Origin of the sequence: Janthinobacterium sp. DSP2-3-3, from assembly GCF_049897325.1 — a bacterium.
Lineage (GTDB): Bacteria > Pseudomonadota > Gammaproteobacteria > Burkholderiales > Burkholderiaceae_D > Janthinobacterium.
This window is the reverse complement of record NZ_JAFCWA010000002.1, coordinates 1-20,841: the sequence shown is the minus strand read 5'-3', so window position 1 is coordinate 20,841 and position 20,841 is coordinate 1. Positions and strand designations below refer to the sequence as shown.

The 20,841-nt window shown below is 63.4% G+C and carries 16 protein-coding genes; 7 read left to right on the top strand and 9 right to left on the bottom strand.

The features are described from left to right. Positions 1–188: 188 nt before the first annotated feature. The 3 genes from ACP7DE_RS04205 to ACP7DE_RS04195 all read left to right on the top strand — a co-directional run bounded on the left by ACP7DE_RS04205 (position 189) and on the right by ACP7DE_RS04195 (position 2,912). The gene (locus tag ACP7DE_RS04205; RefSeq protein WP_426070895.1) at positions 189–1,310 is read left to right on the top strand and encodes a mechanosensitive ion channel family protein; all 1,122 of its coding nucleotides are present in this window, start codon (positions 189–191) and stop codon (positions 1,308–1,310) included. Positions 1,311–1,477: 167 nt separating this feature from the next. Continuing rightward, positions 1,478–2,659 (top strand): serine hydrolase domain-containing protein, encoded by a 1,182-nt coding sequence (locus ACP7DE_RS04200; RefSeq protein ID WP_426070894.1) that lies wholly within the window; start codon positions 1,478–1,480, stop codon positions 2,657–2,659. Between the two features lie 91 nt (positions 2,660–2,750). Continuing rightward, the gene (locus ACP7DE_RS04195; RefSeq protein ID WP_426070893.1) at positions 2,751–2,912 is read left to right on the top strand and encodes a hypothetical protein; all 162 of its coding nucleotides are present in this window, start codon (positions 2,751–2,753) and stop codon (positions 2,910–2,912) included. On the opposite strand, the gene ACP7DE_RS04190 is transcribed toward ACP7DE_RS04195, so the two are convergent. Further along, the gene (locus tag ACP7DE_RS04190) at positions 2,909–3,292 is read right to left on the bottom strand and encodes a YkvA family protein (protein WP_426070892.1); all 384 of its coding nucleotides are present in this window, start codon (positions 3,290–3,292) and stop codon (positions 2,909–2,911) included. The two genes, ACP7DE_RS04195 and ACP7DE_RS04190, sit on opposite strands and share 4 nt — an antisense overlap. A gap of 92 nt (positions 3,293–3,384) precedes the next feature. Here ACP7DE_RS04190 and ACP7DE_RS04185 point away from each other — a divergent pair, with 92 nt between their 5' ends. Beyond that, entirely contained in the window at positions 3,385–3,609 is a 225-nt protein-coding gene (locus ACP7DE_RS04185; RefSeq protein WP_426070891.1) for a hypothetical protein, read from the top strand. A gap of 168 nt (positions 3,610–3,777) precedes the next feature. On the opposite strand, the gene ACP7DE_RS04180 is transcribed toward ACP7DE_RS04185, so the two are convergent. Next, on the bottom strand, positions 3,778–4,002 hold the full coding sequence (locus ACP7DE_RS04180) for a hypothetical protein (protein ID WP_426070890.1): 225 nt from the start codon (positions 4,000–4,002) through the stop codon (positions 3,778–3,780). A gap of 265 nt (positions 4,003–4,267) precedes the next feature. Here ACP7DE_RS04180 and ACP7DE_RS04175 point away from each other — a divergent pair, with 265 nt between their 5' ends. Further along, a complete protein-coding gene (locus ACP7DE_RS04175) occupies positions 4,268–7,654 on the top strand; it encodes a hypothetical protein (protein WP_426070889.1) in 3,387 nt (1,128 codons plus the stop codon). 6 nt (positions 7,655–7,660) lie between these two features. Here ACP7DE_RS04175 and ACP7DE_RS04170 read toward each other — a convergent pair whose 3' ends face one another. Genes ACP7DE_RS04170 through ACP7DE_RS04160 form a run of 3 tightly spaced genes read right to left on the bottom strand, consistent with a single transcriptional unit; the run spans position 7,661 to position 10,776 of the window. Next, positions 7,661–8,473, bottom strand: a complete 813-nt coding sequence (locus tag ACP7DE_RS04170) for a ferritin-like domain-containing protein (RefSeq protein ID WP_426070888.1) — start codon at positions 8,471–8,473, stop codon at positions 7,661–7,663. A gap of 27 nt (positions 8,474–8,500) precedes the next feature. After that, on the bottom strand, positions 8,501–9,457 hold the full coding sequence (dsdC, locus tag ACP7DE_RS04165) for a DNA-binding transcriptional regulator DsdC (RefSeq protein WP_426070887.1): 957 nt from the start codon (positions 9,455–9,457) through the stop codon (positions 8,501–8,503). Next, positions 9,457–10,776, bottom strand: coding sequence for a D-serine ammonia-lyase (locus ACP7DE_RS04160; RefSeq protein ID WP_426070886.1), 1,320 nt, complete (start codon positions 10,774–10,776; stop codon positions 9,457–9,459). The genes dsdC and ACP7DE_RS04160 overlap by 1 nt, the downstream gene beginning before the upstream one ends. Before the next feature lie 330 nt (positions 10,777–11,106). Between ACP7DE_RS04160 and ACP7DE_RS04155 the strand changes: the two genes are divergently transcribed. After that, positions 11,107–11,331, top strand: coding sequence for a hypothetical protein (locus ACP7DE_RS04155; protein ID WP_426070885.1), 225 nt, complete (start codon positions 11,107–11,109; stop codon positions 11,329–11,331). Positions 11,332–11,674: 343 nt separating this feature from the next. On the opposite strand, the gene ACP7DE_RS04150 is transcribed toward ACP7DE_RS04155, so the two are convergent. The 3 genes from ACP7DE_RS04150 to ACP7DE_RS04140 form a co-directional block, all read right to left on the bottom strand. Next, positions 11,675–13,753: a TonB-dependent receptor gene (locus tag ACP7DE_RS04150; RefSeq protein WP_426070884.1), complete on the bottom strand. Its 2,079-nt coding sequence runs from the start codon at positions 13,751–13,753 to the stop codon at positions 11,675–11,677. An 89-nt stretch (positions 13,754–13,842) separates the two neighbouring features. Beyond that, the gene (locus tag ACP7DE_RS04145; protein WP_426070883.1) at positions 13,843–14,238 is read right to left on the bottom strand and encodes a DUF2946 domain-containing protein; all 396 of its coding nucleotides are present in this window, start codon (positions 14,236–14,238) and stop codon (positions 13,843–13,845) included. A gap of 54 nt (positions 14,239–14,292) precedes the next feature. Further along, on the bottom strand, positions 14,293–16,437 hold the full coding sequence (locus ACP7DE_RS04140) for a TonB-dependent siderophore receptor (RefSeq protein ID WP_426070882.1): 2,145 nt from the start codon (positions 16,435–16,437) through the stop codon (positions 14,293–14,295). Between the two features lie 243 nt (positions 16,438–16,680). Here ACP7DE_RS04140 and ACP7DE_RS04135 point away from each other — a divergent pair, with 243 nt between their 5' ends. After that, positions 16,681–20,187, top strand: a complete 3,507-nt coding sequence (locus ACP7DE_RS04135; protein ID WP_426070881.1) for a DUF748 domain-containing protein — start codon at positions 16,681–16,683, stop codon at positions 20,185–20,187. A gap of 55 nt (positions 20,188–20,242) precedes the next feature. Here the strand turns inward: ACP7DE_RS04135 and ACP7DE_RS04130 are convergent. Next, positions 20,243–20,841 (bottom strand): hypothetical protein (locus tag ACP7DE_RS04130; RefSeq protein ID WP_426070880.1); only part of this gene is annotated, 599 nt, incomplete at its 5' end.

The window sequence follows — 20,841 nt, the reverse complement described above, 5'->3', positions numbered from 1 at the left end:
ATGCGGCGACGCGCGTTTGCTTTCCGTAATGAAACGTCAACGTGGCATGGCGCAGCGCAGCAATTTCTGCCAGTATCCACCTGGAGGCAGGTCTTATCCGTTCGGCAACGCACGCCCCCGCGACGTCATCTGCCCGTAAAATAGCCGCTTCCGATCTCCATCTCACCCATTTCAAGGAGTTTTCGCCTATGGATCTCAGCACGTTCCACTCGCTGATGGGAGGCCCGCTGCGCTCGGCGCTGACCGTGCTCGTTTCCGCCCTGCTCGTCACTCTGGTCGCCATCGTCGTGCACCGGGCCGGCATCGGCTTGCTGAAAAAACTGGCCAATGGCCACCCGTTCACCAGTAATGTCGCGCGCGTGGCCTTCCGCGCCAGCCAGCTGTGCATGATCGTCTTCGGCTTGCGCGTGGTGCTGGCCGGCGCGCCCGACGACACGCCGGGCCTGGTCGCCATGTCGCATCTCACCAGCGTGGCGCTGATCATCGCGCTGACCTGGCTGGCCATGCAATGCATCGAGTCGCTCAGCATCACGATTTCCCAGATCAATCCCGTCGATGCGGCCGACAACTTGCGCGCGCGGCGCAGGATTACCCAGGCCCGCGTGCTGACGCGCAGCGCGCACGCCATCGTCGTCATCCTGGGCCTGTCCTTCGTGCTGCTGACCTTGCCCGGCGCGCGGCAGATCGGCGCCAGCCTGCTGGCTTCGGCCGGCGTGGCGGGCCTGGTGGCCGGTATCGCCGCCCGCCCCGTGCTCGGCAATTTCATTGCGGGGCTGCAAATTGCGTTCTCTCAACCCATCCGCATCGACGACGTGCTGATCGTCAATGGCGAATGGGGCACGGTCGAGGAAATCAAGGGCACGTATGTGGTCGTGCGCGTGTGGGATGAACGCCGTTTGATCGTGCCGCTGCAATGGTTCATCGAAAATCCGTTCGAGAACTGGACGCATACCTCCTCGGACATCCTGGGCACGGTCTTTCTGTGGCTCGATTTCAGTATCCCGATCGAGCCGCTGCGCGCGGAATTGACGCGCATCTGCGCGTCCGCCACACAATGGGATGGCCGGGTCTGCACCGTGCAAGCGACGGATTCGAACGAGCGGGCCGTGCGCGTGCGCTTTCTGATCAGTGCGATAGATTCGGGTACGGCCTTCGAGCTGCGCTGCATCGTGCGCGAGCAGATGCTGGCCTTCATCACCACCCACTACCCGCACAGCCTGCCCCGCTTGCGCTCCACGCACGACCCCATCGAAGTGCGCGAGATGCAGGCGCAGAACGACAGTGTGTCGCTGTACAAGGTTGAGGGCTAGGCTTACAAACAAGGCTTAAAAAACGGTCACACCCTGCTGTAACGCTACTGGCGTAAATAAACACCGCTCTGCCCCTTTGTCACTGCTGTAAAGCAATGTTTTGTCAATCGCCCCTATGACGGGCGGAAATATTGTTAAGATCGTTAAAAACAGCAAAGAGAGAATCAATGAAACGAAGAAGCGTGCTGGGACTGGGCGTCTCACTGGCCCTGCTGCAAACGGGCTGCGCCACCGATCCGGCCAAGCTGGCGTGGGAAACGGCATTTGACGGCTTCATGCGCGATGGCCTGGCCCGCACGGAAACGCCGGGCATGAGCGTGGCCGTGGTGCGCGGCGAGCAAACCATCTTCGCGCGCGGTTATGGCTGGGCCGACATCCAGGCCGGCAAGAAGGCCGATGCCAACACGGTGTTTCATGTCGCCTCCGTCAGCAAGCTCGTCACGGCCACGGCCGTCATGATGCTGCTAGAACAGGGTGCCTTCCAGCTAGACGACAAGGTGGCGGCCTATCTGGACTTCCCGCTCATGCATCCGAAGTTTCCCGATGTGCCCATCACCTTTCGCCATTTGCTCAGCCACACCTCGGGCATTTCCGATGCCGTGTACGACAAGACCGCGGCGTTTGCGGTGCAGGGCGATCCGCGTCTGCCCCTGCGCGACTTCGTCAAGGGTTATCTGTCGCGCGGCGGCGCCTGGTATGACGCGGACCTGTCGTTTGCCGCCCGGCCAGGCACGGAATGGCGCTACAGTAATGTGGGCATCGCCCTGCTCGGTTATCTGGTGGGCCGTTTGAACCCCGATGGCCTGGACGCCTACGCGCACGAGCACCTGTTCGAACCGCTGGGCATGGACAGCACGGCCTGGAACCTGGCCGGCTTGCCCCGGCGCGCAGTCGTCGCCCAACCGTATGCGCACAAGGAACCGGGCCTGCAAGTGCTGCCGCCCGTCGGCTATCCCGACTGGCCCGCCGGCCTGCTGCGCAGCTCGGCGCATGACTTTGCCCGTTTCCTGGCTATCTTCAGCAATAGCGGCCGGGTCGATGGCCACCGCTACCTGCAAGATGCCACCCTGCAATTGTTTTTTTCCCCGCAAGCCGCCGCCGTCGCGCCTGCCGATGCGTCCGTGCGCCAGGCCCTGGTCTGGCTGCTGCGCGACGTCGACGGCAAGCCGCTGGCCACGCACAGCGGCGGCGACCCGGGCGCCGCCTCCGTCGTCTGCGTCGACCGCGCCAGCAGGACCGCCGTGCTGGCCTTCGCCAACGTCAGCGCCGACAAGGAGTTTCGTTCATTCCAGAAAGAAGTCGTGCTGCGCCTGCTGGCTCATGGGGGCAGCGGCGCGCAAGCCCGGTAGGCATGCCGCTTGTGTGAGCGGGCGCACGGTGGCACCCGGGCAAGAACGTATGCTGTGCTGGTCAAACTTGACACTCAACGAGGAGACCAGCATGACAAACCGCATCGGCAACAAGGACGTGGCGCAGCAGCGCAGCAAGAGTGAAAAAGCCCGCATCAAGGCACAGAACATCGCCAGCGAGGCGGTCAAGAAGGCCGAGGCCAGCGCCCGCTACCGCAATGCGGTGAAGGGCCAGCCCGTTCCCGGCACCTAGGCGCCGAACCAGCCGCGCAGCTTGTCGGCGGCGCGTTCCTTGACCTCGGCCGTGATGTAGGTGGCAACCGTGGCGACGGCTGCCGCCAGCACGGCCAGGTCATCCGCATAGCCGACCACGGGCGTGATGTCGGGAATCGCATCGATGGGCGAAATGAAATAGCCGAGCGCGCCGTAAATGGCCGTCTTGGCCCACAGCGGGGTATGTGGCTGCTGCGCCGCGTAATACAGCCACAAGGCTTTCTCGATGACTTCGCGTCCCGCGGTCTTGGCGAACTTGACGACCTTGTCCCAGAAGCTGTCTTCCGTGTATTTCTTTTCATACTGCTTGTCGGCCTGGGCGGCGTGGTCTTCTTCCAGATTCTTTTTTCTGCCAAACATCTGCTGCTCCTGTCTGCCGCGCACGGCGTTACGAATGCGCACCTTAGCATAACGGCGCGCCGGGTGTGCGGCGGGCAAGGTAGGCAATCACCATGGAAATAGCCACCACCACGGCGCGCGCCGCCGGCCTGCGCTACACGGGCGACCACCAGAACGGCATCGCCCGCCTGGGCCAGCCCGGCAAGTTCCGCTACCGCGACGCGGATGGCCAGCTCCTGCCCGATGCCGCCACCTTGATGCACATCAAGGCGCTGGCCATTCCCCACGCCGGGACGGACGTGGATCTGCCCGCGCGCTGCAGCGCATGCGCGAAGTGACGGGCGAAGATACACGGCGAAGGAGTTGCGCACCTGATCGGGCACCTTGCTAGCCGCGCTGGCCCTGCAGGCGTTCGAGCAAGTCGATTCCGAGGCGCAAGAGAAGACAACATCGTGCAAGCTGCCGGCGCTAGCGCCGGAAGAAGCGGCTGCAAGGGGCCGTTCAAGTCAAGCTTGGCGCCCAGGCTGGCAACGTGCCGACAGTGTGAGGGCATCGCTGCCGCAGACCGGCAAGGCGCCGTGGCCAGCTTCGCGCGCCACAGGCGACGGCGCGGCATCGCCCGTCTGCGCCTCGCCCGCAGTCATCACCGTGGCAGCCAGGGTCGAGAAGGTAAACAGGCAGATCAGCAGAAACGGCTTGTTCACGTGAATGGACTGGTCTGGCTTGGGCATCGCATACTCCGTCGGACTGGTTGGCTGTTACAGCATGAACACGATCATCGCGTGTTTCCGCAAGGCATACAATCAGACAGTTTCGACAAGATGGGTAGGACAACGCTGACAGCGCTCATCGCTAAAGACCCGTGTCGGCAGATTTGACACCGGCGCCGGTCCGTATCAGACAAGCCCTTGTTTTTGCGGCACAATTTATGCGGGAACGCTTCCTGCTTCACCTCTTGCCTGGGCACGCTTGGCGCCAGTCAACGGGGGAACGATCATGAGCTTTATTAAACAGGCGCTGCTGGCGCTGCTGCTATGCGCGATGTCTGTCGCGCACAGCAGCAGCATCGGCTACACGGCAACATCGCTGGGTGGCACGCAGTGGCGCTACGACTATACCGTCAGCAATACCACCCTGGCCGTGCCCATCGAGGAATTCACGCTGTTCTTCAGCGTGGGCCAGTACGCCAACCTTCACGACGTCTCCACGGCGCCGGGCTGGGACGTGCTGCTGGTGCAGCCTGATCCCGCCATTCCCGCCAGCGGTTACCTCGACGCGCTGGCGCTGGCGGGCGGCATCGTCCCCGGCGCCACGGCCACGGGCTTTTCCATCACCTTCGATTACCTGGGCGCGGGCAGCCCCGGCGCGCAGCCGTTTTCCATCCTCGACCCCGTCTCCTTCATCGAGCTCGAGGCGGGCAGCACGCAGCCGGCCGCCGTCGCCTTGCCTTCCACGCCCTGGCTGCTGCTGGCAGGCGTGCTGGCCGTCGCGTGCCGGCGCCGGCGCCAGCTGGCCGCCACCGCGCTGGCCACGGCCCTGGCGCTGGGCCTGTGCGCCTGCGGTGGGCCCGGCGATCCCACGCAGCCGCCCGCACCGAAAGTCATGCTGGCCGCCGCGGCGACTACCAGCGCCACCGTCCAGGCCGCTGGAGACTTCGAAGTGACGCAGCTGGAAAAAGTGGCCGAACAGCGCGTCAGCCGCACTGCCTGGGACTACACCTACCTCGTGCACATCCGCAACAACGGCCGCGCGGCGGCCAGCAATGTACAAGCCGTGCTGACCAGCGCGCCGGAAGGCAGCACCATTATCGATGGCAATGTGCTGGCCGGCAGCATCGACGCGGGCGCCACCGTCACGCCCGACGACACCATCATCGTGCGCATCGAACGCAACATCGCCTTCCAGAGCACGGCCCTGGCGTGGACCTTCAGCGCCAACGCCAGCATCGAACTCGATCCCGTGCTGCCCGCGCAAGTGGTGACGCTGTCGCTGGCCGAGCTGGGTTTTGCGGACGGCGCCGACAGCGTCAAAGTCAGCGGCGCCGTCACGGACGTGCTGCTGCAGGACGGCAGCCTGCGTTTTTCCACGCCCGGCGACACGGGCGTCTACCAGCACGCACAGTTTTCCCTCAGCAAGGGCAGCAGCGTCACCACCCTGAACCTGCTGATCCAGACGGCCCTGCCCACGAGCGTGGAAACCTATGTGGAGCCGGACGACGATGGCAACTTGCCCGCCACGGCACCCGTGCTGGCCATCACGGGGCTGGGGCCGAACAACCGCCTGCAGCCGGGCGCCCTGGCATTTCGCCTGGTGGGCGCCGCCCCCATGGCCTTGCAGGACGACAGCGACGGCTTGCTGTCCAGGCCGGACGGCGCGGCCGTCAGCCTCAAGCAGTATTGGGTTTTCGATGCCGCCAGCGGCACCTTCGGCATCAGCGCCACGGCCATGCAGCAATTGCTGGCATCCTTGCCCAACGGCAGCTACGACCTGACCCTCAATTTCGTCTCGCAGGATGGTGAATTCACGGCCAGCTATGCCTTGATCGTCGTCAAATCCTCCACCTCCCTGCAAGGCCAGCTGCGCACGCCGGCAGGCGGCAATGCCACGGGGCTGGCCGGCAAGAAGATGTTATTGGCTGGCTACAACAGCCACCAGCGCCAGGTGGCCGTGGTCGACGCCACGGGCGCCTTCCACTTCGATGGCGTGCTGCCCGACACCTACCAGCTGACCTTGAACGACCTGGTCCATCCGAACGTGGTCAGCGTCAGCGCCGTCGTCTTCGCCAACAGCAGCACCGTCAGCGTCGGCATCGTGTATCCGTACGAATCCGGCCTGGTCCAGCGCACCACCCCGACGCAGCGCTATGTGGCGGGCAGTGTCACGCAGGATGGCGCCGGTCCGCCCGCGCGCGCGGTGCCCGCCAGCTCCCGTGGCACGGGCGACGTCACGCCGCAGGCTGACGAGGGCAGCAAGACATTTACGGCCACGGCGGCCGCGCAAAACCAGACCATCACCTCGCCCGTCGCCTTCACGGTGCCCAAGGGCACGAAAAACGTGGGCGTGAAAATCACCGTCAGCACGGCCGAGTACCCCGTCTACACGACGGCGCAAAGCCAGTACAACGATACCTGGTCGTACGCCGTGACCGGTTTGCCCGGGGTCAACCTGGCCGCCACGGGCGCCGTCAACCAGACGCACTTCACGCAGGGCACCATCGTCAGGACAGAATGCGTCGACGTCAGCAAGCAAACCAAGGAGGGGGCTTTGACCCTGAGCGGCAATGTCAGTGCCACGAATATCGGCGACAGCGCCCTGGCCACCGTCACGAAGGTGGAGCTAAGTCTCGTGTGCAAGGGTTTGAAGGTGACGCAGGCAACATTCCTCTCGCCCAACAAGGCTGCCCAGCCCGTACTGCAGCCAATCAAGCTGACGGGCAATCTGGCGGGGCCGTATGTGTCCGTGTCGCAAGGCGCGGCCACGGCCACCCACACCGTGCCGCTGGAATTGCACTACACGCCGGCGGCCGCGACGATAACGGAAGTGAACATCGGCGTTTCTTCCGGCGGCGGCAATCCCGCCTTCAGCACGGAGAATTTATTGTCCCAGACCAATACCAAGAGCGCCGGCAAGGTAACAATCCCCAGCCTGGTGCTGCCCGCCTTTGCCGGCGCAAAACTCGACAAGAAGGCCGTCGTCACGCTGCGCCTGAAGGGCCGCATCGACAACACCGATGCCAGCTCCGACCCGGCCGAAGGAGGGCAAGTGGAGTTCAAGGGAAGCACGGCCTACATTCCCCTGTACCTGGCCAACAACGAGGCGGTGCTGGCGGCGCGGCGCTACGGCACGCGCGACGCGGGCGGCGATTCATGGGCCACGCGCCTGGCCATCGCCTGGCTGGCGGGCAAGGCGTACCGTTTCGACGACATCAGCGGCCAGCATGTGACGCAGACGGCGGCGGGCGATTCCATCCTCGGCCACCGCGGCCACAGCGACGGCCAGCAGATCGACTTGCGCTACGCGGACGGCGCGGGCGGCTACTCGGATGCGCTGGGCGGCCAAAACAATGGCGCGGCCATCCACCAATTGATCATCGACGCGAAAGCGGAAGTGCTGGCCAACCCCGCGCAAAAGCCGAAACTGGCAGCCCTGCTGGCGTGGATCGCGGCGAACCGGGCCATGCTGGCCCAGGAAGCGGCACCGGCCAGCACGCGTATCATCTACATCGGCCCCAGCTTCGTCAAGCTGGCCCTCGTCGACGGGCGTTTTTCCGCCGCGCCGACCGACAAGATTCCGGGCGCAGGCGCCTGGCTCAAGCCGATCAAGGTGCATATCGAAGCAGGACATCTGAGCCACTGGCACATCAGCATCACGGCCCATCCATAGATAGCGTCAGGCGGGCAAGTCGGACAGTTCCAGCTCCGAAAAACCCGCCCGACGCCGCGCTTCCAGGTTGAACGGCCCGCGCAGGGTGGGCGCTTCGTAGCGCAGCGCCAGTTCGGCATAGGTGGCACGCAATTCCAGGCCCCGCTGCTGGCACAGGTAGCCATACCAGCGGTTGCCGATTTCCACATGCCCCACTTCATCGCGCAGGATGATGTCGAGGATGGCGGCCGCCGCCATGTCGCCCGCCTGCGCCAGCTTGGCGCGCAGCGGCGGAATCGCGTCCAGGCCCCGCGCTTCCAGGGTGCGTGGCACCAGCGCCATGCGCGCCAGCACGTCGCCGCGCGTCTTGTCGACCATTTCCCACAGGCTGTCGTGGCCGGGGAAGTCGCCGTACGTGTGACCCAGCACCTGCAGATGTGCTTGCAGCATGGCAAAGTGCGTCGCTTCTTCTTTGGCCACGCGCAGCCAGTCCGTGTAGTACTCGGCCGGCAAATCCGGGAAGCGCCACAGGGCGTCCAGCGCCAGGTTCATGGCATTGAATTCGATGTGCGCGAGCGCATGCACGAGCATGGCGCGCCCTTCCGGCGTGATCATCGAACGCCGCCCCACCAGGCGCGGCGGCACCAGTTCCGGGCGCTCGGGACGGCCCGGCACGGGGCCGGATGGCGCCAGCGGCGCCAGCGCATCGAGCGCCATTGGCGCTTCGGCCATGGCTGCCACCAGCGCCACCTTGGTGGCCGGGTCCGGTTCCAGCAGGCAGGCGAGCGCGGTGGCGCGCAATTCCGCTGGCGCGGTGGGGGTCGATGGGGATGGCTGCATGGGAATTCTTTCGTGCGTGTTTAGCATTTACAATGAGGGGTGCAGTGTATCAAGTGCTTGCCCCAGCAGCCAGTCCAGCAGCGCCTGCACGCGCGCCGGCAGCGCGGCGCGCCCGCTGTGCACGAGGTAATACGCCTGCGGGCTGGCCAGGGCAAAGCCGCCAAATGGCAAGACCAGCTGGCCGCTGGCCAGCCACGGCTGTACCAGTTGGCGCCGGCCCATGGCCACGCCCGCGTGGTGGATGGCTGCCTGCGCACACAGGTCGGCGCGGTCGAAACGCAGGCTGCGCGCGGGCAAGCGCACGCCTGGCGCCTGCGCATCCAGCCACAAACGCCATTCGGCATCGGGCGCGCAGGCGGGCCAGGCCAAGGTGTCGTGCAACAGGGTCGCCCCTGACAAGTTTTGTGGCATCTCAAACAGGCCGTGTTCGCGCGCGTAGGCGGGGCTGCAGACAGGCGCCAGCCATTCATCCATCAGCTTGCGCGACGCCAGGCCGGGAAAGCTGCCATCGCCATACTGCAAGGCCAGGTCGACCTGGCCGGCGCGAAAGTCGACTGCATCATTGCCCACGCGCAAGTCAAGCGACAAGTCCGGATACTGCGCAGCGAACCCTGCCAAGCGCGGCAGCAGCCAGCACTGGGCGATGGAGGGGCGCGCATGCACGGTGACGCTGCCCGCCAGCGCATCGCCGCCGGCAATGGCCGCATGCAAGCCATCCCAGCCAATTTGCAGGGCGGCAAAGATGCGTTCGCCGTCTTGCGTCAGTTTTACTTGCCGCGTCAATCGTTCGAACAGGCGCAGGTCCAGGCTCGCTTCCAGCCGCGCGATGCGGTGGCTGACGGCGCTGGGCGTGAGCGCCAGTTCCTGCGCGGCCAGCGCGAAGCTTCCCTGGCGCGCCGCCACGAGAAACGTGTGCAGGTTGGCGAACTGGCTGGCCGTGAGCGTGGCCCTGAGCGTGGCACTGCGCGGCGCACCGGCAGGCATCAAGCGGCTCCGGCCACCAGCAGCGCGCGGCCGCGCGCCACGTAGGCGGCCATTTCCTCTTGCGGCACCATGCTGCCGCCCGTGCCCCATACCAGGTGCGTGGCCGTTTCCAGGTGCTGCTGATATTGCGGCGTGGCCAGCACAGGCTGGATGCCCGCGAAACCGGCCACGGCGGACGGTTCCAGGCGCAAGCCTTGCGTTTGCTCAAGCGTCGCCAGCAAGCGGTACAGTTCTTCATCCGTGACGGTGGCGTAGCCGTCGATCAGCCGCTGCATGGCGCGCCCGACGAAGCCGGACGGGCGTCCCACAGCCAGGCCATCGGCGGCCGTGAGGTTGTCGATGCCGATCTCCTGCACGCTGATCCGATCATGCAAGCCCGTGTGCACGCCCAGCAGCATGCACGGCGAGTGGGTCGGCTCGACAAACACGCAATGCACGAAATCGCCAAACGCCAGCTTCAAGCCAAAGGCCACGCCGCCAGGGCCGCCGCCCACGCCGCACGGCAAGTACACGAACAAGGGGTGATCCGCATCCACCGCGACGCCGTTTGCATCGAACTGGGCTTTCAGGCGCTGGCCCGCCACCGCGTAGCCGAGGAACAGGTCGTGCGAGTTTTCATCGTCGACGAAGTGGCAGGTAGGGTCGTTCTCCGCCTGCCTGCGCCCCGCTTCCACGGCCACGCTGTAATCGGTCGCGTACTCGACCACGGTGACGCCATGGCTGCGCAATTTATCCTTCTTCCATTGCCGCGCATCAGCCGACATGTGCACGGTGGCGCGAAAGCCCAGGCGCGCGCTCATGATGCCAATCGACAAGCCCAGATTGCCTGTGGAACCGACGGCGATCGCATACTGGCCGAAGAATGCCCGCACGGCGTCGCTGGCCAGCAGGCTGTAATCGTCGCCCTCATTCAGCAGCCCGGCATCGAGCGCCAGCATTTCCGCGTGTTTCAGCACTTCATAGATGCCGCCACGCGCCTTGATCGAGCCGGAAATGGGCAAATGGCTATCTTGCTTGAGCCATAGCTGACCGATCGTCATGCCAAGCGCCGCCTGCATGCCTGGCAGCGGCACGACGGGCGACTCGATGACGCCGCCGCTGGCCTGCGTTTCTGGAAACGCCTTGGCCAGGTATGGCGCAAAGCGCGCCAGGCGCGCACTGGCGTCCGCCACGTCGGCCGCCGTCAAGCCCACATCATTCAAGGCCTCGGCCGCCGGCGCGATGGCGGGATTGAACCAGCTCAAGGGCTGCAAGGCCATCAATTCTGTAATCAGTGGAAATTTTTCGCGCAGCGCGGCGATGGCGGGAGTGGGCAGCATGGCAACCTCGTGAAGGAAGAAGCCTTGATTAGACCGCATCCGGACGCCGCTGGCAAAGGATGGTTGATCAGGCAATGGGTGACGGGGGGTCATGTGTCCTGCCTTCGTCCTCCGCATGACATACCTGAATTAGCGAACTTCGATCACTGTAGGACGTGGACGGTATCGAATGCCGACAACGCGCATTTGTTTTACCCTGAACTCCGCGATAGCTAAATCTAATTCTTCAATGCACTATCGATTAAAGAAAAAATTCCACAAAGGCACAAAAATAAGTTATCTTTAAGGCAAATAAAAGGAGACATTTTTCTCTTTTCTACTGAGGCAAAAATGCGCTCCAAGAATGACAAAGTCGCTGCTACCGATATGGACACCCTGGACTGCGCAAGACAGGACGATTTGACGGCCCAAAAGGTCGAGGTTGGCATTATCTTCCAGGAAATGCTCGATACCGCCACTGCCGCCGCCTACCTTGCCAGGAACAAGGTGCCGATCGCCACCGCGCTGCGCGTCCTGACGGGGTCACGGCGAAAAAAGAGCGGAGGCGGAATTTGATGGCTTTGTGCCGGATTACCTGGGATGGCGCCGTATACCCGATGCCCGATGCCGGGCGCATCCGCTCTCCGGAAACATTACTGAAGTCAACGCTGGGGCGTTGCCACACTTGACCGCGATATGGCCTAGTCGAACAGCTCAGGGTTTCAAGGGAAGAGAAGCCACTTCATACCACACGCGCAACCTCGCTCAATATGGGTTATCGTCACATGGAAAATACCAAATTACCGAAAAGAAACATGCACACATTGTCACGAACACCTGATTACCGTCGATGGGTGACTCTTGCAGGCGCCTTCCACCACCACCGGCAGCAGGAAGGCGCCCTTGCTGATTGCAAGGCTTAGAACTTCAGCTGCAGCCCCACATCAACCGACCGGCCCTCGGCCGGCAAGGCTTGCAGCGCCCCGCCCTGCGCATTCAAGCCGGACAAATACACGCCACCGAGCGGATCCGCGTAGGCGCGGTTGAACAGGTTGCTCACGCCCGCGCTCAGGCTGGCCATCTTGCTCAATGCCACACTGCTGCGCAGATTGACGAGGGCAAAGCCGCCCGTTTCCGGTTCGAAGCGGCGCGCATCGACCTTGTCCTTGCGGGCAACGATCTTCGTTTCGATGCGGCTGCTCCAGGCGCCCAGCTTGTGCTCGACGGCCAGCAAGGCGTTGAACGGCATCATGCGGTACAGATCGCCGCCATCGCTGCGCTTGCCCCGCGTGTAAGCGGCGTTGCCCGTGGCCATGAAGCGGCCCCAGCGCGCGCTGCTGGCCAGCGGCAACTGCCACGTCACATTGGCGCCATACAGCTTGGCGCCGTGGTTGGCAAAGCGCAGAAAGTTACCATTCGCGCCCATCTGCATATAGGGATTGAAGGCCGCCAGCACGTCGACATCGATGTAGTTGTCGATCTTGCTGTAATAGGGATTGACGCGCAGGAACCAGCCGTCCTCGCCGCCGCCATGCCAGTCGGCCGTCAACGCCGCCGTGTAAGCCGTCTCGGGCTTCAGGTCGATATTGCCCACGTAACCGTTGCCGTCGCCAAACCAGTTGGTCATGATCATGGCCATCGAGCCGCGCCCCCAAGAATAACGCTCGTACAGGTTGGGCGAGCGCAGCTTGCGCGCCAGCGCGAATGCATAGCTGCTGGCCGCGTCCGGCGTGAAGGTCGCTTGCGCCGAGGCATCGATATTCGTGTCGCGCTGGCTGCGGCTGCGCGCATTGAAGGCCCTGGCGGCCATCACGTCGGGCATGTTCATCATATTGGTGCCATACGATTGCACATCGCCCGACTCCATGCGCACGGATTCGCCGCGCACGCCCAGCACGCTGCTCCAGCGCGCATCATGACGCGTTTCCAATTCGCTAAACAGCACGGTGCGGTCGCGCTTGCCGTCATTGATGTTCAGATAGGTGCGCGGCCCCATCATCATGGAACCGGGCACGGCCGGCCAGTAATCGTCGAGGCGGAAACCGTGCCATTCCTGGCCCAGGCGCAACTCGCCCGCAGCGGTCGGCAAACTGGCCATCAGCGCATAGCCTGTATTGCGCCCGTGCGTCAGCATCGGCATCGTGCCCGTGCGCTCAGGCGAGAAAAAGCCCATCTCGTGGTCCGTCTGCTGCCAGTAGGCGCGCGCGTCCAACACGCCCCAGGCAAATGTGCCCTGGTAAGCGAGATTGGCGAACTGGCCATGGTTGTCCGTCATGTCCATGTACTGGTTGGGAAAGCCCTGGTATGGGATGTGCTGCACGCCGGCGCGCAGAGTCAGCTGCTGGCCCTGGCCTTTCGCCGCCAGCACGATGGCCTGGTTGATGCTCTCGAACATGCTTCCCAGCACCTTGTTGCCGTGACCATCGTCATAGCTGTGGCCGCGCGTGTAAGCACCGCTGTAGCCGATGCTCAGCGTGTCGCTGGCGGCCGAGGCACGCACGCTGGTCGCCACGCTATTGTTGACGCTGCGGCCCGAGACGGCAAAACTGCCTTGCGTCAACAGCGGTGCGCCAAGCTGGGCGAACACGGGCGCGCTTGACTGCACCTCGATGGTGCCGCCGATACTGTCGCCGCCCGCGCTGACGGGCGTCACGCCCGCGATCAGGCGGATGCGCTCCACCTGCTGCGGGTCGATATAGGACAGCGGCGCATTCATGTGATTGGCGCAAGCCGATGTCAGTTCCATGCCATCAATGCGAATCTTGATACGATCATCCGCGAAACCATTGACAACTGGCAAGCCGGACACGCCGCCACCGGCCGCCACACTGTAGCCGGGCGTGCTACTAAGCATCAGCGCCGTGTCGGCGGCGGGCCGGTAGCCTTCCTTGACGCCCGCGACGATGACTTTCATCTCGGGCAAAACATCTTCAGCGCGCGTTTGCGCCACGGCGGGCATGGCGATGGCGAGGGTAATTAATAAGGGGAAATGTTTCATGCTGCGGCTTTCAAAATCTGTATGGGCAAGATGAACAGACGCAAGCGCACGACACGCGCGGCGCAAGGCAGTTCAGGGAAAGGGACAGATCAGAAAGCGGCAGGCGGGCCACGAGGCTGGACGGGCGTCCAGGCGAACAGGGGCGTGACGGATTGGTAGAACAGCAGGGGCAGCAAGCCTGTGAAGATTTCTCCGGAAGCGAGCACGAGGGTCGTGGGCGGCACATCCAGGGTGGCCGCGTGCATGCTGCAGCACGGGCAATCGCCCATGCGCATGCTGCCCTTGGAGGTATCGGGCGCATCCGTGGAGATTGGTGCGGGCAGCATGGTCATGCCCCCCGCCACCGAGCAGATTTCCAGGCTGGGCACGGCCATGCCGCTGGCGACTGTCAGCGCGCGCGACACCGTGGGGGCGAGCGTGGCCAGGAAGATGGCGATACACGCGATCCACAGGACGATGCGGGCCTTGCCTTTGCTGATGAACATGGCAACATTGTATCAGTGCAAGCACCCGGCGCACAGCGCGCAAGTCAAAGCTTCTTACAAATCCACTTTCATCGACAGCTTGATGGCGCGCGGCGCACCGGACGCCAGACGCGTGCCGGCGCCGGCCCAGTAGCGCTTATCGGCCGCATTTTCCACGTTCAGCTGCCACACGACGGCCTTGTCCATCATGCGGCCGGCATAGCGGGCGCCCGCACTGAACAGGCTCACGCCACCCAGGAAGGCCTGGTTCAGGTCGTTGACGGGACGGGCGCTGTAGTAATACGCGCCGCCGTTGACGGACAGGCCCGGCACGACGTCGAACGCATAGGCGAGGAAGGCGCTGCCCGTGCGCTTGGAAGCGTTTTCCGGCGCCTTGCCGTTGTAGTCGGCGTTGATATGCGCAAACTTCGGGTCGAGGAACTGGGCCGACGTCTGCCACGACAACTGGCGCGTCAGCTTGCCCTGGGTCGACAGTTCCAGGCCGCGGTAGCGCTGCTCGCCATCCGAGGTGAACACATTGCTGGCATTCGTGTAATAGCCGGGGCGCTTGATGTCGAATAGCGCAGCCGACAGCAAGGTGCCGTTCGGCATCAGCCAGCGCGTGCCCAGCTCTTTCTGTTTGCTCACGCCAGGCGCCATCTTGACGCCCTGGTTGAGCGTGCCCGTCGGGCCAGTCTCGCCCTCTTCTAGCCCGCGTGCCGACGACGCATAGAACGAGATGGCTGGCGTCAGCTTGTAGATCAATGAGACCATCGGCGTGGTCTTGCTGACGTCGTAATGGCTGGCGCCCTGGTCGCTCTGGTAGCTGCTGCGGCGCACGCCGATGACGCTTTGCCATTGCGGGCTGAAGACCATGCGGTCAAGCGCATACAAGCCCGTGTCGCGCGTCTCCAGCGCGGCCGTCGTCGGCGAAGTCGGTTTGGGACCGAACACGACATTCGTCACGGGCACGGGCTGGTACAGGTTTTGCGATGCAATCGTGTAATTGCTCTGGTAAATCGGATCTTGCGATTTGTCCGTGCGCGAGGCGCCCAGGGTCAGTTCATGGGCGATAAAACCCGTGCTGAAATTGCCGGCCAGTTCAAAGCGCAGCAAGTCCGATGCCGTCACGCTGTGCTGGATATTGCCGGTGATGCGGCCTGCGCCCGTGGCCAGCGCCGCCGCGTTGTTCAAGCGGAAAATGGCCAGGCGGCGGTCGCGCGCCGTTTCCGAGTGGCCCGCTTCCACCGTCAAGGCCCAGCCATCCGTGATGGCATAGTCGGCGCGCAATTGCGCGTTTTTCGTTTGCGCTTCGAAATTCGACCAGTCTAGGCCGATCAGCTGGCGCGGATCGACGGCGCGCGGCAAGCTGATCACGCCTTTCACGGCGGCCGGCAAGGCCACGCCCGCCTGCTCCGTCACCTTGCGGCGCTCGTATTCGAGGTCCGCTTTCAACAGCAGCTGGTTCGTCACGCGCCAGTCCAGTGCGGTGGCCACGAAACGGCGATTGCCGTTGCCCACCTTATCCAGGTAGGAACCCAGGGTGCCGCCAGCCGCGTTGATGCGCACGCCAAATTCCTGCTGCGCGCCAAAGCGGCGGCCCACGTCGACATTCGCTACGGCACTGCCACGCTCGTCAAGGCTCAAGCCCATGCTGGTGACTGGCTTGCTGCCGGCCCGCTTGGTGACGAAGTTGACCACGCCGGCGGGCGAAGTAAAACCGTAGTACAGGGCCGAGGCGCCCTTCAGCACTTCCACCCGCTCCTTGTTTTCCATGGGCACTTGCGAGAAGTTCATGATCGGCATGGAACCGTTGAGGCGGTAATTCGTGCGGTTTTCCACGGCAATGCCGCGTATCACCAATTGATCCCACGTTTCGCCGCCATTTTGCTGGCGCGTCACACCCGCCGTATTGCGCACGGCATCGTACAGGCCGGACACGGCTTGCTGCTCCAGCAATTCGCGCGTGATCACGTTGACGGTCGAGGGCACGTCCATGATGCTGGCGCCGCGAAAGCTGCCCGCCTCCGTGGTGACGGGCACCAGCCCTTGCGCGCGCGCCCCCGTCACTTGCACGGCTTGCATGACTTTCGCATCGCCAGCCGTCAAGTCGTCCTGGCCGCTGGCCGCATTGACCGCCAGCGCGGCGTGGGAAGCGAAGGCCAGCGACAGGGCGGCGGCGACTGGAAGTAAGCGGGTGCGGGGAGAGACGACAGGCATGACATCGGGCTTTCAATAAAAAATAGGTACAAATGGGAACTTACGGTTGCGGCCATGATACCGATAATGAGAATCATTATCAAGAAAGAGTGAGTTTGTGTGAGTTTTTTAGAAGAAACAAGAGCACCCCGGCGCCTGTTATCACATGAACACGTTTGGATTTTGCAGACGAGGCCGCAAAGAGGCATACTGACAGTCACGGCGCGCAGGATGTGCCGCCCAACAAGATCAAAAGGTCAGTTCGTGAACACAATCGACAACAAAAGCGTGCAGACGAAAACCTTTCGCTGGAAACGCTGGCAGCGCTGGGCCGTTGGCACAGGCTGCGCCCTGGCCGCCTACAGCGCGGCCGGCTTCTGGCTGGTGCCCTACGTCATCAAAAACCAGTTACCCAAATTTGCCGAGAAAGAACTCGCGCGCCAGGCCAGCATCGCCGACGTACGCTTCAACCCGTTTACCTTGCGCCTGGAAGCGGACCAGATCGCATTCAAGGAAGCGGCTAGCGCAGATGGCAAGAGCGGCACGAGCGGTGACCCGCTGCTGTCCATCGGCACCCTGGCCGTGCAGCTGGAATGGAAATCCATCGTGCGCCGCGCCTGGAGCCTGGCGGAAATCCGCATCACGGCCCCACAGACGCATTTGACCATCACGCCGGACGGCAAGTTCAACCTGGCCGAAGTGCTGGCCACCTGGCAACGCAATCACCCGGAAAAGAGCGACGGCGGCATGCCGCGCCTCGTCATCGCCCACTTTGCGCTGGAACAAGGCAAAGTGGACTGGCAAGACCAGAAGGCGGGCTATGCGGACAACTTCACGCCGATCAACTTTACGCTCGACAATATCTCGACCCTGCCCGATGCCAACGGCAGCTACAGCCTGAGCGCCGACGCGGCACGCGGCGGCAAGCTGCATTGGCGCGGCACGGCCTCTCTCAGCCCGATCAGGGGCGAAGGCGAGCTGATACTGAACGACACTTCCCTGCCCGGCCTGGCCGCGTATTTGAAAGCCTACACGCGCGCACAAGTGAGCAGCGGCAAGTTGTCGGCGCGCCTGCCCTACGCTTTTTCCTATGCCGACGGCACGCTGCAAGCCACGGTCAAAGGCGCGGGCCTGGCCTTGCGCGACCTGGCGCTGGTGCAAGGCGATGTAAAGGGCAAAGGAGAGCCATTCGCCTCGCTGGCTACCTTGGGCATCGCCGGCGTGAACGCCGACCTGGCACGCCAGAGCATCACCGTCGACAAGGTCAATCTGTACGGCGGCAAGGTGGCCGTGCGGCGCGACAGCAAGGGCGAGATCGACGTGGCGAACCTGATGCTGCCTGGCAATCCCGCACCGGCAGCTTCCGCTGCGCCTGCCCCACCGTCCAAACCGGGCAAGTGGAAAGTGGACTTGAAGCAAGTGGCCTTGGCCAACGTGGATGTGTCCGCCGTCGATGAAACCGTCTCCCCTGCGCTGCAGCTGAGCGCCAAGCAACTCCAGTTGAGCTTGCAACTGGCCCTGCAGCAAGGGCCGGCGGGAAACAGCATCCTTGTCGACGGCGCCAATGTCAGCCTGGCGGATTTGGCCATGCAGCGCGGCGCGCATATGCCGTTCAAGCTGGCCCAATTGGGCTTTACGAAAGGCAAGATCGACCTGGCGGCGCATACCGTGCACCTGGGCGCCGTAACGGCCAGCGGCGCGCAAATCGACCTGGCGCGCAACCGCCAAGGGGAATTTACGATTGCGCAAAAGCTGCCCGTGTTTGCCTCCGGCAAAACCGACACAGGCAAGGAAACCTCGTCCGCACCTTCTGCGCCATGGTCCACCAAGGTAGACAAGGTAGAACTGAGCAAGTTCGGCGCCCGTTTCGATGACGCGGGCACGGGCATCAAGGGTAACTTGCAAGACGCCCGCCTGTCCCTGCAAAACGTCAGCAACGATATGCAACAGGCGCTGCCGTTCGAGCTGGGCGTAGGCTTGCGCGAAGGTGGCTTGCTTACGGCCAACGGCAAGTTCGTGCCGGGCACGGGCGCCGTCGATGCGCAGCTGAATCTGAAACAACTGACCCTGGCGCCCGTGCAAGCGCTGCTGGCGCAGCATGTGAAACTGAAGCTGGCTAGCGGGTCGCTCTCCGGCAGCGGCCGCCTGACGACGGGCGGCGGCGCGCCGAAAGCGCCAAAAGTACGCTATGAGGGCGGCGTGGATATCGCCGGCCTGGTGCTCAATGAAACGGATGGCAAGCGCTTCGCCTCGTGGAAAAGCGTGCGCGCCGACAAGCTGACCGCCAGCGTGGGCCCCGATTTTGTCGACATCCCGGAACTGCGCGTGGTGGAAGCAAACGCCCAGCTGATCATCGAAAACGACCGCAGCCTAAACGCGCAGCGCTTGCTGGTGAAGGCGCCGGAGCCGGCTCCCGCACAAACTGCTACAGCGACGCCAACAACAGCCAGCGCGCCGGCCGCCGACGCCGCCTTCCCCGTGCGCGTGCGCCGCGTGCGCCTGCAAAACGCCAAGCTGGACTTTGCCGACCTCAGCTTGCGGCCCCAGTTCGCCGCCAAGATTTATGAGTTGAACGGTGTCGTCACGGGCCTGTCGACGAAACGCGATGCGCGCAGCCAGATCGAACTCGATGGCCGCATCGACGAATTCGGCCTGGCACGCGTGCGCGGCCAGCTAAACCCGTTCGCGCCCACGGACAACACGGACTTGAACGTGGTCTTCAAGAACGTCGACATGGTCTCCGCCTCGCCGTACACGATGAAGTTCGCCGGCTACAAAGTGGCCGAAGGCAAGATTTCGCTGGACTTGCAATACAAGGTGCGCAACCGCCAGCTCGACGGCACCAACCAGATCGTGCTCGACAAGCTGACCCTGGGCGAGCGCATCGACAGTCCGGACGCCCTGAAACTGCCTTTGGAATTGGCGCTGGCCATCCTCAAGGATAGCGACGGGCGCATCGACCTCGGTTTGCCCGTGTCGGGCGACATGAACGACCCGCAATTCAGCTATGGCGCCCTGATCTGGAAAGCCGTGGGCAATGTGCTGACAAAAATCGTCACGGCGCCGTTCCGCGCGCTGGGCAACTTGCTGGGCATCAGTGCCGACAAGCTCGAATCCATCGACTTCGATGCGGGCAGCGCCGTGCTGCTGCCGCCCGAACGGGAGAAGATCAAGCAAGTGGCGCAAATCCTGGCCAAGCGCGAACAGCTGAAGCTGGCCGTGCCGGGCCAGTACAGCGACACGGACGGGGCCGCCCTGCGCGCCCAGGCCGTGCGCCGCGCCGTCGCCGCCAAGGCCGGCATCAAGCTCGAAGCGGGCGAAGAACCGGGGCCGTTGAACCTGGGCGAACGCAAGATACGGGGCGCCCTGCGCGAGCTGTACGGCGAACGCTTCGGCAAGGCCGAGCTGGACAAGCAGAAGAAAGCGGCGGAGTCGTCAGCTCCGGCGGCAGCGGCCGCATCAGCTGCCGCCTCCGCTCCGGCGACGGCAAAAATCCCCGTCTTGCTACGCTTGGGCAAGCTGATCGAGGGAGAGCCGCAAGTGGCCGACACTGGCGCGTTTTATGCCGGCTTGCGCGAGCAGTTGGAAGCAAAACAACCGCTGCCTGCCGACGCCTTGAGCAAGCTGGGCACTCAGCGCAGCGCGGCCATCCTGGCGGCCCTGCAGCAGGACGGCACGCCGGCAGCCAGGGTCAGCGCGGGAGCGCCGGAAAAAACGGAGGCTGCGCCAGGAAAGCTGGTGGGCTTGAAGCTGGGATTGGCGGCGCAATAAAAAAGGCGTTGTCTGCAACAAGCTTGCGGACAACGCCTTTTATCAAGAAACGAATTTATTTCTTTGGCTGATATTGTTGACGGTCAAATCCGCTGACATCAAATTCAAATACGGGTGCGCCTTCCTGAAAAATATCCACGGCCATCCGCACTCTTTTCGCTTTTTGCAGTTTCCCCAGGAATTTCTCATAATTGCGCAAGAAAATCGTCTCTGAACTATTGTCCGCAGGAGCCGCCGCGGAATAATTGACGGGCTTTTCATCATCAAATCTCACCAGCACCGTGCAATCCTGATAGGAGGGGCATAATATCTGCCCCTTTCTAATCGAAAAAATCACATCTTTACCTTGACGGTATCCTGTCCGCAAAGTCAATTTGGCGTTTTGTAATCCGCTGTAGGGGAAGTCAAAATTGACGGTATTGGTGCTATACACGTTAGCGAAAGAGGTCGTGCCGCCATCCATCTTATCTTCACTCACATCATAATTCCACTGTTTCCCCGTCACAACCAGGGCGATTGCATGAAGGATTAGTGGTCGGTTTGGCCGTAGGGCAAAAATATTGCTTGTAAACCTGCCAAGAAAGGCGTTTACTTTCAATATTTGGACGCGCAAATGGCAAACGAACCGATCTCGTTGGTGGCAGCATTCGATGA

What these genes read in the sequence shown, in the direction of transcription:
- ACP7DE_RS04145 (WP_426070883.1), bottom strand. Translation starts at nt 14,238, where the DNA reads ATGTTCATCAGCAAAGGCAAGGCCCGCATCGTCCTGTGGATCGCGTGT.
- ACP7DE_RS04205 (WP_426070895.1), top strand. Translation starts at nt 189, where the DNA reads ATGGATCTCAGCACGTTCCACTCGCTGATGGGAGGCCCGCTGCGCTCG.
- ACP7DE_RS04140 (WP_426070882.1), bottom strand. Translation starts at nt 16,437, where the DNA reads ATGCCTGTCGTCTCTCCCCGCACCCGCTTACTTCCAGTCGCCGCCGCC.
- dsdC (WP_426070887.1), bottom strand. Translation starts at nt 9,457, where the DNA reads ATGCCTGCCGGTGCGCCGCGCAGTGCCACGCTCAGGGCCACGCTCACG.
- ACP7DE_RS04160 (WP_426070886.1), bottom strand. Translation starts at nt 10,776, where the DNA reads ATGCTGCCCACTCCCGCCATCGCCGCGCTGCGCGAAAAATTTCCACTG.
- ACP7DE_RS04185 (WP_426070891.1), top strand. Translation starts at nt 3,385, where the DNA reads ATGGAAATAGCCACCACCACGGCGCGCGCCGCCGGCCTGCGCTACACG.
- ACP7DE_RS04155 (WP_426070885.1), top strand. Translation starts at nt 11,107, where the DNA reads ATGCGCTCCAAGAATGACAAAGTCGCTGCTACCGATATGGACACCCTG.
- ACP7DE_RS04150 (WP_426070884.1), bottom strand. Translation starts at nt 13,753, where the DNA reads ATGAAACATTTCCCCTTATTAATTACCCTCGCCATCGCCATGCCCGCC.
- ACP7DE_RS04170 (WP_426070888.1), bottom strand. Translation starts at nt 8,473, where the DNA reads ATGCAGCCATCCCCATCGACCCCCACCGCGCCAGCGGAATTGCGCGCC.
- ACP7DE_RS04180 (WP_426070890.1), bottom strand. Translation starts at nt 4,002, where the DNA reads ATGCCCAAGCCAGACCAGTCCATTCACGTGAACAAGCCGTTTCTGCTG.
- ACP7DE_RS04200 (WP_426070894.1), top strand. Translation starts at nt 1,478, where the DNA reads ATGAAACGAAGAAGCGTGCTGGGACTGGGCGTCTCACTGGCCCTGCTG.
- ACP7DE_RS04190 (WP_426070892.1), bottom strand. Translation starts at nt 3,292, where the DNA reads ATGTTTGGCAGAAAAAAGAATCTGGAAGAAGACCACGCCGCCCAGGCC.
- ACP7DE_RS04195 (WP_426070893.1), top strand. Translation starts at nt 2,751, where the DNA reads ATGACAAACCGCATCGGCAACAAGGACGTGGCGCAGCAGCGCAGCAAG.
- ACP7DE_RS04175 (WP_426070889.1), top strand. Translation starts at nt 4,268, where the DNA reads ATGAGCTTTATTAAACAGGCGCTGCTGGCGCTGCTGCTATGCGCGATG.